This window comes from Spirochaetota bacterium (assembly GCA_026414805.1).
Classification (GTDB): Bacteria; Spirochaetota; UBA4802; order UBA4802; family UB4802; genus UBA4802.
Genome location: JAOAIH010000072.1, coordinates 1 through 12244, shown reverse-complemented (window position 1 = coordinate 12244; position 12244 = coordinate 1). Strand labels below are relative to the sequence as shown.

Annotated in this window: 12 protein-coding genes; 8 read left to right on the top strand and 4 right to left on the bottom strand. The window is 37.5% G+C overall.

Annotation, left to right across the window (positions count from 1 at the left end):
- Nucleotides 1–23: 23 nt before the first annotated feature.
- The 6 genes from N3F66_12590 to hemL all read left to right on the top strand — a co-directional run bounded on the left by N3F66_12590 (nucleotide 24) and on the right by hemL (nucleotide 6431).
- Nucleotides 24–1313 (top strand): ATP-binding protein, encoded by a 1290-nt coding sequence (locus tag N3F66_12590; protein ID MCX8124982.1) that lies wholly within the window; start codon nucleotides 24–26, stop codon nucleotides 1311–1313.
- A gap of 99 nt (nucleotides 1314–1412) precedes the next feature.
- Nucleotides 1413–2309, top strand: coding sequence for a hydroxymethylbilane synthase (gene hemC, locus N3F66_12585; GenBank protein MCX8124981.1), 897 nt, complete (start codon nucleotides 1413–1415; stop codon nucleotides 2307–2309).
- The gene (gene cobA, locus N3F66_12580) at nucleotides 2306–3787 is read left to right on the top strand and encodes a uroporphyrinogen-III C-methyltransferase (GenBank protein MCX8124980.1); all 1482 of its coding nucleotides are present in this window, start codon (nucleotides 2306–2308) and stop codon (nucleotides 3785–3787) included. Before hemC ends, cobA begins: the two co-directional genes overlap by 4 nt.
- A 176-nt stretch (nucleotides 3788–3963) precedes the next feature.
- Entirely contained in the window at nucleotides 3964–4140 is a 177-nt protein-coding gene (locus tag N3F66_12575; protein ID MCX8124979.1) for an Rrf2 family transcriptional regulator, read from the top strand.
- 15 nt (nucleotides 4141–4155) lie between these two features.
- Entirely contained in the window at nucleotides 4156–5130 is a 975-nt protein-coding gene (gene hemB, locus N3F66_12570; GenBank protein MCX8124978.1) for a porphobilinogen synthase, read from the top strand.
- Between the two features lie 8 nt (nucleotides 5131–5138).
- Nucleotides 5139–6431: a glutamate-1-semialdehyde 2,1-aminomutase gene (gene hemL, locus N3F66_12565; protein MCX8124977.1), complete on the top strand. Its 1293-nt coding sequence runs from the start codon at nucleotides 5139–5141 to the stop codon at nucleotides 6429–6431.
- Here the strand turns inward: hemL and N3F66_12560 are convergent.
- Both N3F66_12560 and N3F66_12555 read right to left on the bottom strand, forming a co-directional pair.
- On the bottom strand, nucleotides 6423–7475 hold the full coding sequence (locus N3F66_12560) for a hypothetical protein (GenBank protein MCX8124976.1): 1053 nt from the start codon (nucleotides 7473–7475) through the stop codon (nucleotides 6423–6425). The two genes, hemL and N3F66_12560, sit on opposite strands and share 9 nt — an antisense overlap.
- A 50-nt stretch (nucleotides 7476–7525) precedes the next feature.
- Entirely contained in the window at nucleotides 7526–8422 is an 897-nt protein-coding gene (locus N3F66_12555; GenBank protein ID MCX8124975.1) for a radical SAM protein, read from the bottom strand.
- 156 nt (nucleotides 8423–8578) lie between these two features.
- Between N3F66_12555 and N3F66_12550 the strand changes: the two genes are divergently transcribed.
- Nucleotides 8579–9574: an Rpn family recombination-promoting nuclease/putative transposase gene (locus N3F66_12550; protein ID MCX8124974.1), complete on the top strand. Its 996-nt coding sequence runs from the start codon at nucleotides 8579–8581 to the stop codon at nucleotides 9572–9574.
- 3 nt (nucleotides 9575–9577) lie between these two features.
- Here N3F66_12550 and N3F66_12545 read toward each other — a convergent pair whose 3' ends face one another.
- Both N3F66_12545 and N3F66_12540 read right to left on the bottom strand, forming a co-directional pair.
- Nucleotides 9578–10603: a tRNA-dihydrouridine synthase family protein gene (locus tag N3F66_12545; protein ID MCX8124973.1), complete on the bottom strand. Its 1026-nt coding sequence runs from the start codon at nucleotides 10601–10603 to the stop codon at nucleotides 9578–9580.
- Nucleotides 10581–11507 (bottom strand): magnesium transporter CorA family protein, encoded by a 927-nt coding sequence (locus tag N3F66_12540; protein MCX8124972.1) that lies wholly within the window; start codon nucleotides 11505–11507, stop codon nucleotides 10581–10583. The genes N3F66_12545 and N3F66_12540 overlap by 23 nt, the downstream gene beginning before the upstream one ends.
- Nucleotides 11508–11834: 327 nt before the next feature.
- Here N3F66_12540 and N3F66_12535 point away from each other — a divergent pair.
- On the top strand, nucleotides 11835–12244 hold a 410-nt coding region (locus N3F66_12535), incomplete at its 3' end, for a nucleoside-triphosphatase (GenBank protein ID MCX8124971.1).

Below are 12244 nucleotides of genomic sequence, written 5' to 3'. Positions count from 1 at the left end.
AAAATCTTTATGGTTTAAAAAATGTGAAATCTACAATTTTAAAACGCATAATCATATCTCAGAGAGAAGAAATACAAGAAAAATTCGATAAAGGGAATATTATCCCAAGAGCTATCGATTTCCCAAAATTACAGTCATATTTACAAGTGCCTAATATATTAGCTATTACAGGTATCAGACGTTGTGGCAAATCGGTATTAAGTTGGCAGGTAGCTAGTACTAATGAACCTTCTGCATATATAAATTTTGATGATGAAAGGCTTTTGCATTTTAATGCGGATGATTTTGATTTGCTGCTTGAGGTGTTCTATGAGTTATATGGTGAATTTGAGTATATTGTACTGGATGAATTGCAGAATATTCAAGGTTGGGAACTATTTGTCAACAGGCTCAGGAGAACAAAAAAAGTAATAATAACAGGCTCAAATTCAAATTTATTGTCGGGAGAGCTTTCCACGCATCTTACGGGCAGGTATGTTGATTTTCAGTTAATGCCTTTTAGTTTCAAAGAATATCTTCTTTATCATAACATGGTGCTTGCTGGAGATGATATATATTCTACACAAAAAATTGGATTAATAAAAAACCATTTAAGTGAATATTTGAAAGAGGGAGGGTTTCCTGAGGTTTATCAACTTGGAAGGGAAATGGTTTTGCGTATTTATGCAGACATCATCGAAAAAGATATATTGAAACGTAATAAAATAAAAAAGAGTATGTTGTTAAAAGAATTAAGCCAGTACCTTGTATCCAATTCATCTCAGGAATTCAGTTTTAACCGCCTTAAAAATATTTATGCTATCAAAGATATTAATACAGCTCGTAGATGGGTATGGCTTCTTGAAAATTCGTTCTTAATATTTATTTTGGAGCGATTTTCCTATAAATTAAAAGAGAGGATATTAGCACCCAAAAAAATATACTGCATTGATACTGGGATGAAACAGATTGTTGGATTTGATGTAACGGAAAACAAAGGGTCATTACTAGAAAATGCGGTTGCTATTGAATTAAAACGTAGAAAATACTATTTTGACTCTACAATGGAAATTTACTACTGGAAAAATTATAACAATAAAGAAGTGGATTTTGTGATAAAAAAAGGGAAAACCGTGCAACAGTTAATACAGGTCTGTTATGATCTTGGGACTATCAATACTCGTGAGCGAGAGTTTAAGTCTTTATATGCTGCTGCTAATGATTTGGATTGTGATGATCTATTAATTATTACGTGGGATACTGAAGGCAAAGAAGAATTTAAAGGCAAAAATATAACAATGATTCCTTTATGGAAGTGGTTGCTAGGATTTTAATTTTTATTTGACACAATCTACACTGAATTCACCATACTATAAAGCTAACGCATTTTTTGTTTTTTTGAAATAAAACTACAATATGATACACAAGTGAATATGATAAAAATCGGAACACGAGGAAGTGCACTGGCACTGTGGCAGGCTAACTTTGTTGCTGCGCAACTGCGACAAGAGCATACAATAATAACTATTAAAACAAAGGGTGACCGCATACAGAATGTATCATTTGATAAAATTGAAGGCAAAGGTTTTTTCACAAAGGAGCTTGAGGATGCACTTCTTTCAGGAGCTATCGACATAGCCGTGCATTCAATGAAGGACCTGCCAACCGATATGGTGGAGGGGCTGACAATTGCAGCAGTCACAAAACGCGAAGACCCTTCAGATGTCATTATTGTGCGCCCTGAGGCGTATAGAGCAAATCACTGGTTTCCGCTTAAAGAAAATTCAAAAGTTGGCACAAGCTCACTACGTAGAGTTGCACAGCTCAAACGCATAATTCCATCAGTTGAAGTATTGCCGCTAAGAGGCAATGTGCCCACGCGCATCAAACGATGCAAGGAGGGCAGGTTTGATGCAATAATACTTGCAAAAGCAGGGCTCAAGCGACTATCTGTTGACCTGAAAAGCTTTTATACCATGACATTGCCATTTAGCTATTTTTTACCTTCACCGGGGCAAGGGGCGCTTGCCATACAGGTGCGTTCAGATGACAAAATTGCTCTAGAAGCTGTTGCACATCTTCACGATGAGGCAACAGCAAAAGCTGTTATGGCCGAGCGACAGTTTTTAAAAGCTTTTGGAGCTGGCTGTCATGTGCCGTTAGGAGCATTTGCACATTGCATCGATGAAAGAGTAATACTCACAGGCGCTATACTTTCTGTAGATGGAATGCGATGCCTGCGGCACACAGTGGAGGATACAGATCCCCTTTGTGCTGGTGATAGGTTGGCGCATTTTATGATACAACAGGGAGCAGAAAAACTTATATGAAAAATAATGGGTTTGTATATTTAGTGGGAGCAGGCCCCGGTGATCCCGGCCTTATATCCGTTAAGGGTATGGAATGTATTGCCAGTGCTGATTGCATTATCTATGATTATCTTGCAAATCCAAAACTTTTGCAAAATACACACGCAGAACTCATCTATGTAGGCAAGCAGGGCAGCCAGCATACATTGTCCCAGGAAGAAATCAATGCGCTTATTATACAGAAGGCTAAAGAGGGAAAAGTAGTGGTGCGCCTTAAAGGCGGTGATCCCTTTATCTTTGGAAGGGGTGGTGAAGAGGCAGAAGAACTTGTAGCAGCAGGGATAGCGTTTGCGATAGTTCCTGGTATATCGTCCTTTTACTCGGCATTGGCCTATGCCGGCATCCCCATTACTCACCGTGATTATGCAGCTAGCTTTGAGGTCATCACAGGGCACAGGCGAGCTGATGGTACCGAAGATATCACACTGCCTGAGTACAGCCCACAAAAAACCTATGCATTCCTTATGGGCATGAAGAACCTGGATGCTATATGTGCTCGCCTAATTCAGGAAAAAAATTTCCCACCTCACACGCCTATTGCGGTAGTTACGTGGGGAACAATGCCACAACAAAAAGTGGCAACCGGTACCCTGGAAACAATAGCAGATGAAGTTAAACAGGCGGGATTAACGCCCCCAGCAATTATATGTATAGGCAGGGTGGTGGGGTTACGACACACATTGCGCTGGTATGACAACCTACCACTGTTTGGCAAAAAGATTGTGGTGACGCGTACGCGCCAGCAGGCAAGTGTGCTTTCTAAACGGTTGTATGAGTTAGGAGCTGATGTGCTGGAATTTCCTACAATTGCAATAGAAAAATTACAGGAGCTATCGCCATTACATGATGCTATAAAGAATATACAAAAGTATGACTGGATAGTATTTACCTCACAGAATGCGGTAGATATTTTCTTTGAAGAAATTTTTGCTTTGGGATTTGATGCAAGAGCGCTGCAATGCAGAGTTGCAGCCATAGGTCCAGCAACGCGTGATGCCCTGCAACGGTATGCCATAAAAGCTGATCTTATGCCACAGGAATATGTAGCCGAAAGCCTTGTTGATGCATTCAGAGGTGTGGATGTTGCAGGTAAAAAAATTCTAGTACCATGCTCGGCGAAGGCGCGACCAGCGTTAACGCATGGATTGCAGGACGCAGGAGCTGTTGTAGATAGGGTACATATCTATGATGCTGTAAAGCCTGAAGTAAATTCTTCACTGCTGGAACAGGTACAAAGTGCTGATATTGTTACATTTGCAAGCTCATCAACAGTGCGAAATTTTGTGGAGATAGCTGGGAAGACAGATGCCACAATTGCTTGTATAGGCCCAATCACTGCAGATGAGTGTGTAAAGCAGGGATTAACGGTGCATGTTGTTGCAAAGGAGTATACTATCGAAGGATTGGTTAAGGCAATTGTGGAGTATATTAAAAATTAGAAATAGTTTTTTTGTAAGTGTGTGAAAGTCATTTGTTTTTAATGTACTTAAAAGTTTTTACTATATTGATAAAAGCTTTACATTTTTTTAATTTGTATTAAAAGTAGAATTAGATGTAAGAAGAAAAGAAGGGTAGTTTGTATGAAATTACCATTATAGTACAAGGAGAGTTTATTATGGACAACACACAGAAAGTTATTGATGCATTTAAAAAATCAAAAGAGCCATTGAATGCTACTGCAATTGCCAAAATGACAGGCATTGACAAAAAGGAAGTAGATAAAATAATGGAAAAGCTTAAAAAAGAGGGCTTAATTATTTCGCCAAAACGCTGTTACTGGACATTGAAGTAAATCGAGGAGTTAACAATGAATCCATATTACAGGCCGCGGCGCATTCGCCAAAATGAAGTTATACGAAACTTAAGTGCCGAAACAGTACTTGATTATAAAAAGCTTATAATGCCCTACTTTGTCATTGAGGGTACACATATTGATCAGCCCATTGAATCTATGCCTGGCATAAACCGCCTTTCTATAGACAATCTGTTAAAACAACTAGAAAAAGATGTAAAACTGGGTGTACAGTCAATTATTCTTTTTGGCATACCGTATGGTAAAGATGAAAAAGCAAGTGGCGCCTATGATGATAACGGAATTGTACAGAAAGCCTGCAGACAGATAAAAAAGCATTTTGGCAATGTGCTCATTATCACTGATGTTTGTTTGTGTGAGTATACCAGTCACGGACATTGCGGCATGGTAGTTGATGGCAGAATAGACAACGACAGCACGCTTGAGCTTTTGGCAAAAACTGCTGTTACGCATGCACAGGCTGGTGCTGATGTAGTAGCGCCCTCTGATATGATGGATGGGCGGGTTGGTGCAATTCGTGAAGCGCTTGATGAAGCAGGCTTTGCCAACACTCCGGTTCTTTCGTATGCAGCTAAGTATGCATCAGCGTTTTATGGGCCGTTCAGAGACGCAGCAGGTAGTGCTCCTCAGTTTGGTGATAGGCGAAGTTACCAGATGGATTTTAGAAATGCACGCGAAGCGTTGAAAGAAGTAATGCTAGACATTGAAGAAGGTGCTGACATTGTCATGGTAAAGCCAGCACTGGCATATTTAGATATTATTGCGCTTGTAAAGCAATCGGTTGATGTGCCAGTTTGTGCATACAACGTAAGCGGGGAATACTCAATGGTAAAAGCTGCTGCCACACTTGGGTTTGGCGATGAAGTACGCCTTGTTCGTGAAATCATGACTGCAATTTTCAGGGCAGGTGCAGATATGGTCATTTCATATCATACGGTTGACATTATTAAAAATAAGTGGTTTGATTAGGGGGTTGTATGGCACTCAACACGTCGCGATCAAAGGAATTGTATGCAAAAGCCTGTACCCTCATGCCTGGTGGGGTTAATTCACCTGTGAGGGCTTTCCGTTCGGTAGGCGGACATCCACTGTATTTTAAATTAGGTAAAGGCAGCCATATCATTGATGAAGATGGCAACGATTTCATTGATTACTGTATGTCGTGGGGGCCACTTATTTTGGGCCATGCGGATAACGACGTGGTAAAAGCCATACAGCAGGTTACTGAAAACGGAACCAGCTTTGGAGCACCACATGAAGGGGAGATACGCATTGCAGAGTTGGTGAAAGAGGCTTTTCCGTCTATAGAAAAAGTTCGCTTTGTTAACTCAGGTACTGAAGCAACCATGAGCGCAATCAGGCTTGCTCGAGGATTTACAGGCAAAAACAAGATAATTAAATTTGATGGGTGCTACCACGGGCATGCTGATTACCTGCTTGTTGCGGCAGGCTCAGGTCTTGCCACTTTTGGTATGCCAGATTCAGCTGGTGTTACTAAGGATGCTGCCAAAGACACGATAGTGGTCAAATATAATGACATAGATGCATTACAACAGGTACTATCGCACAATGATGATATTGCCTGTTGCATAATGGAGCCTGTATGCTGTAACTACGGACTCATCCTCCCCCAGGATGATTACCTTAAAAAAGTACGAGAGCTTTGCACAAAACATAAAGTGCTTTTAATCTTTGATGAGGTCATAACGGGGTTTAGGCTTGCCCGTGGTGGTGCTCAGGAGCGCTTTGGTGTGCAAGCTGATATTACAACACTTGGCAAAATAATTGGTGGGGGATTGCCAGTGGGTGCGTATGGTGGAAAAGCCGAGATTATGGCTAATGTTGCACCGGATGGCCCTGTGTATCAGGCAGGAACGCTTTCGGGCAACCCTATTGCTGTTGCTGCTGGCATTGCAACGCTGCAAAAGTTAATGCCGCTAGCATATCAAAAGTTAGAAGAGCTGGGGAACTATTTTGAGGAGCAAATGAAAGCGGTTGTATCGCAGTATAGAGGAAAACTTTTGTTTGTGCGGTATGCTTCAATATTTGCTTTGTATTTTACACAAGAAAGCAAGATTACAACTGTTGAGCAGGTAAAAGAATGTAACATGCAGCAATTTGCGCAGTTTCATAGGGCTATGCTTGAGCGTGGGGTATATCTTTCACCATCAGGATATGAGGTTGGATTTTTGTCACTGTCGCATTCTAAAAATGATATTGATACAACCGTAAAAGCTATTGATGAATCTTTAAGAATTGTGTTAGGTTAAGCGTTTGTCCTGAGGAAGAGCTATCCTGAATAGTATTGTATTTTTCTTTAATTCTGGTGTTATAATTCCGCCATGAAGCATGATAATGCGTTGTGCAATACATAGATTAAATGTTTCAACATTTGAGCGTGTAGTATAAAAGGGATCAAAAATATACGGCAGGTCTTCTTCGGATAGTATCTCTGTTGTAAATGAAAATGTAATTATGAATTCATAGGTACTATCATGACAGCGCATTTCAATTATTTTTTCCCTGGAGTGTTGTGCTATAAATTCAACAATCCGTGTAAGGGCAAAGCGCAATCGATCATAGTCAATGTACATATGATATTGGCTGTGTGATTCAAGCACCATTTGCAATTTTTTGTTGAATTGCTGTGCTGCTGCTTCAAGTGTTGACTGTTGTTCATGTAAAAATTTTGTAATATCATATACAGATAATTGCACCCGTTTAAGGTCACCCATTTCTTCAATCTGCTGCGTTAAGTAATTAAGGCGTTCAGCATTTTCAACAATATAGCTTAAAAATTTCTTTGCTTCGTTATGGTCTATTCCTTCTTCGCATTTGCGGATCAAAAAGTGTGCATACCCGCCAATTGATACAAGGGGGTTGCGTACTTCATGGGCTATTGAGTCAGCCAACTGTTTTAATGATTCAAATCGGTCAAAGTAGTTTTTGCGTATTTGAGCAATGAGTTGTTGTTGCTCTTTATGAAGTTTATATAGACGTGTTGTATCTGTAATTACAAATGCAACAAGAGATGTATCATCGTCTGAAATGGCTAACGCATTAATCTTATAATGATATACTTTTTTATTTACAGAAAGATGTAGGTGTTCTTTTACGGTTGTATCATTTTGTATTGAAGTGAGTATAGATTTGATCTTTTCATTTTCAAAGAATGCTTTGTGGCCGTTTTTTTGTAGCAGCTTTTCAGCTTTTTCATTATTAAATACAACTACATTTTTATTTTTATCATATATGATAATTGCATCATTCACAATGTCAAATAGATGTATAAGTTGTGAAGTTGGTTTTATCATAGTATTATATAGTATATAGGCAAACAAATTAAAGGTCAATTAAATTATAGTTATCTATCAAATCTGTATAATCCTGCTTCTTTAGCCCATGCAATAGCCTGATCATATTCCTGCACGGTTATTCGCCTGCCTAAACTTTTATGTGTATGAGCACGGTATTCAGGCCGGTATTGCGCCATAATGTTGACATATGTGTGAGGTGAGAGCGTTGCAAGTTGTTTGAATACTAAATCACTTCGTACTATATTTTCAGGCATAACTAAGTGGCGCACCAGAAGACCTCGTTTTGCAATGCCCTTTTCAATAATAAGATCCCCTACTTGCCGATGCATTTCTTTAATTGCGGCGATAGCTTTAGTGGGATAATCCTTTGTGCCACTCAGTTCTTTTGCTACAGTTGCATCCATATATTTAAAGTCGGGCATATAAATATCAAAAATCCCATCTAAAAGCTTCAGTGTTTCAACTGAATCATAACCACCTGAATTGTAAACTAAGGGAATATGTAAGCCCTGTTCAATTGCAAGAGGTAATGCTTCAACAATTGCACTAACGACGTGTGTTGGGCTTACAAAATTTATATTATGGCAACCTTTCTGCTGCAGCCTAATCATTAGATCTGCTAATTCTTCGGCATCTACCTCATGCCCATTTGACACCTGTGATATATCCCAGTTTTGGCAGAAAATGCAGGATAAATTGCAATTAGCAAAAAAGATGGTTCCAGAGCCAAATTTCCCCACAAGGCATGATTCTTCGCCAAAATGAGCGTGGTAAGAGGCTACTATTGCTTTTATTCCAGTACGGCATTTACCGGTTACACGGCGTCTGTCAACCTTACACTCATGAGGACAGAGTGTGCAATCCGTGACTATGGTTTGCAGTGTTTTAATTCGTTGGTACAACTGCCCATTTTGGTACAATGCTATGTACGAAGGATAACTCATACTTATACCATTTGATTAATCATTATAATGATGCTGCTAAAACAAAAAATAGTAAAAAAATGTGAAAATCTAAAAAAAATATTAACCCTAATTTAATTTTTTTTATGCTGCAGCGTTTTTATATATAAAGTCTAATACAAAAACAGTGAGGTAACGATGAGTGAAAATATACATGATAAAGGTTATAAGTATTTGTTTTCTAACCCATTTATGGTAAAGGAATTGTTGGAATCATTTGTGAATATGGATTGGATTAAGGAGATTGATTTTACACATGCAGAATCTATCAATAAAACGTATGTGAATGATCACTATAAAAAATATGAAGCAGATGTAATTTATAAATTGCGTTTTAAAGATAATGACATTTATCTTTATGTGCTCATAGAATTTCAATCAACTGTTGATAAATTTATAGCTTTCCGTATGTTACAATATATTATTGAGCTATACAGAGAATTAATATATGGACAAAAAGTTAAAAGATTGCCCATAGTATTCCCAATTTTATTATACAATGGAGAAAAAAGGTGGACAGCACCTTTAACACTTGAAGATTTGATCGATATTCCTTTTGCATTGCGTGAATGTACACCATATGTACCTTCGTTTAGATATTATCCCATTATTGAAAACGAAATAGATCAAAAGCAACTGGAAAAGATGATGAATGTAATAGCAACAGTATTTTTATTAGAAACTGGAGATGAAGAAACATTTAATAAAACTATTGACAGGATTAAAGATTTAGTTCATATTTATCATAAAAAAGGCCAGTTTTTTCTCATACGATCGTTATTGCTTTGGTTTTTACATTATTTACGTACTCGTGGAATTATTGAAATAGATGGTCATATTGAAAAAAATATTATCAGAACACCACAGGAGGCTAGTTCAATGTTAGCACATACTTTAAAAAAGATTAAAGAAAATAACTTCAAAGAAGGATTGAATAAAGGAATTCAAAAAGGAATTCAAAAAGGAATTCAAAAAGGAATTCAAAAAGGAATTAAACAAGGCAGGTTAATAGGGAAACAAGAGGAAAGAATTGCTATTGCACGTAATTTATTGAAAAGCGGAATGGATGATAAAACAGTTATGAAGATAACTAAATTAACAAAAGCCCAATTAGAGGAACTAAAGAATAAATAAACATCACAATACTTTCATTCTTTCATCCTCATTTCTAATGAAATAGTCTTTAATCAATGCTATCATGCTATTAATATCTGCGTGCTGTCGTATTGAAGAAAAAAGTTGGTGTCCAAATCTAATATTTTTATGGTAGTATGCGCAAAAACGATGTGCCCTGCTTTTATGAAGCCTTTTTGGGAGCATTTTTTGAATATTTTGTAGCACTTCAATCCATATTTCTTCAATATTAAGCGATAGCGACAGCGGCTTTTGCCCAAACAACGCATCACACTGAGCAAATATCCATGGTTTTTGTACCGCCGCTCGTCCAATCATGATCCCATCACATCGGGTGCGCTGTAAACGTGCGAGTGCTTGCTGTGGTTCAACAATATCGCCGTTGCCAATTACTGGGATTTTTACATCAGTAACTATCGCCTCAATAACATTCCATTGTGCACTACGGGTATACCCCCATTTTGCGGCACGTGGGTGAATGATGACTGCATCAATACCTTCTTCCTGAAGCATGTATATAAACTGTGTTATATAAGGAATGTCAATATCATAAAAACCTGCGCGTATCTTAACAGTAAGCAAACCTTTTACAACCTTTCTGCATGCTTTAATAATTTCTTTTGCAAGAGTGGCTTCACAAAGAAGTTTAGCACCACCACCTTTAACAATGTGCGGGGCAGAGCAGGCCATATTTATGTTAATGCCATCGCAGCCGTAGTCCTGTAAAATCAAAGCTGCTTGAGCCATCACATTAGGATTATTGCCAACAAGCTGGTAGAAAAAAGGGCTGTCCCACTGATACCGTGTAATAAGAGGCTCATTATGCGGTGCTTTTGCATTGATTGCACCACTTGCAAGCATCTCTGAGTATAACACTACATTGGGACACCATTGTTTGATTACTTTGCGGAGTGCTGGTGTAGAAATTTCCGCCATTGGTGCAAAATGAAATGTATACTCTTTGCCTGAAATTATCATAAATATTATTATAGCACTTAACTGTTGGTTATTTTCTCCATCGCTCATCATATTTATTTACGATAATACTTAATAGCAGACTTATGCAAGCAATTGCAATTGCAAACATACTGTATGAAACATGCCATGGTATACCCTGCGTTATCATTGAATATTCTGACATGCCAAAGATTCCTGCTATCAAATTGAGTGGCAAAAAAATAACATTTATCTTTGTTAGATTTTTTATTAAAACATTCATGTTGTTGTTTACAATGCTTGCACGAGCATCCATAAGACCGGCAAAAATTTCTGTGTATATTTCAGCCTGCTTTTTTGCCTGTCTATGGTCGATAATAATATCATTTAAGAAGTCAATATCAATCTTTTGTGTTTGAGTATTAAGATATGACTTTAATTTTATCAGTGTAGTTATATTGCTGTCTATTGCATGCAGGTAGTATATTAACTTTTCGCTCAAGTTAAACATTTGTAAAAGGTGTTTGGTTTCAATTGATTTGTTAATCTTGTTCTGTATTTCCTGTGAAATCATTTTGATAATTTTCAAATGTTCGGTAAAATGCTTAATTGTATGTCGCTGGAAGTGAAACAACACATCAAAAATGGATTCCATTTGTTTATAAACTTTTTCGTGTAAATATGAAAGCTTTTCAGGAGTGATGATTAAAATTGTGCTGTCTTTTATGAAAAAACCAATAGTGATAACATTAAGTGATGCAAGCTCATTGATAATCATGGATGTTGGTATTTTCCATATCAGTACCATATAATCTTTTTCAATTTCAAAACGGGATAATTCTTCAGTATCCAGAGCTGAATACAGTGAATGTATATCTATACCATACGAAAGCGTAATGGTGTTTATTTCCTCATCATCAGGGTTTGAATAGAGTAAAATGTTACCATCAATTTTTTTTATAAATGAGTCCTTTGTAAATTCATAGCGTTCTAACATGATGTCCTCCTTATTAAAATAGTATACTCTTTAATTTTATCATTAGTTTTGGGTGTTTAATCCATCAGCACTCTCTGCTTCTATCGATAGCAGTTACAATCTATAAACACCGCTATAAATATCAAAAAAACTAAAATGCATTATTACCATATGCAATGTTGTAAGAATTAAAAATTCTTGACGTGGTATTTTTGGATATCTACTATAACAATATCATATCCTGTGTTAACACTTGTTTTTCTGTCAAATGAATAATGATGTGCATGTCACTGTGCATAAGAGTGATAATGTAGTTATTTTAGTATTAGTGTTCTTGAAATACATCATATGAAAAAAAATATATTTTTAACCGGTGCTCCCTCATCAGGTAAGACCACTGTAATTAAAAAAGTTGTTGCAATGCTATCTAATCCAAAATGCGGTTTTTATACACAAGAGGAGCGAGTAGAGGGAAGGCGCGTTGGGTTTATTATGCATACGCTTGATGGCAAAGTGGGCTATTTGGCGCATCAGGACATTGCTTCGCCGTATAGAATACGCCGCTATGGTGTGGACATCCACAATATTGAAACAATTGCTGTCCCTGCGATACAACCAATTGAAAATCATATTATAATTCTTGATGAAATTGGCAAAATGGAATGCTTTTCTGAAATTTTTAAACAAGCGGCCACTAGGGCGCTTGATTCTGACAATATTGTTGTTGGCACCATAACCTTAGGTCTGTCTCTTATACA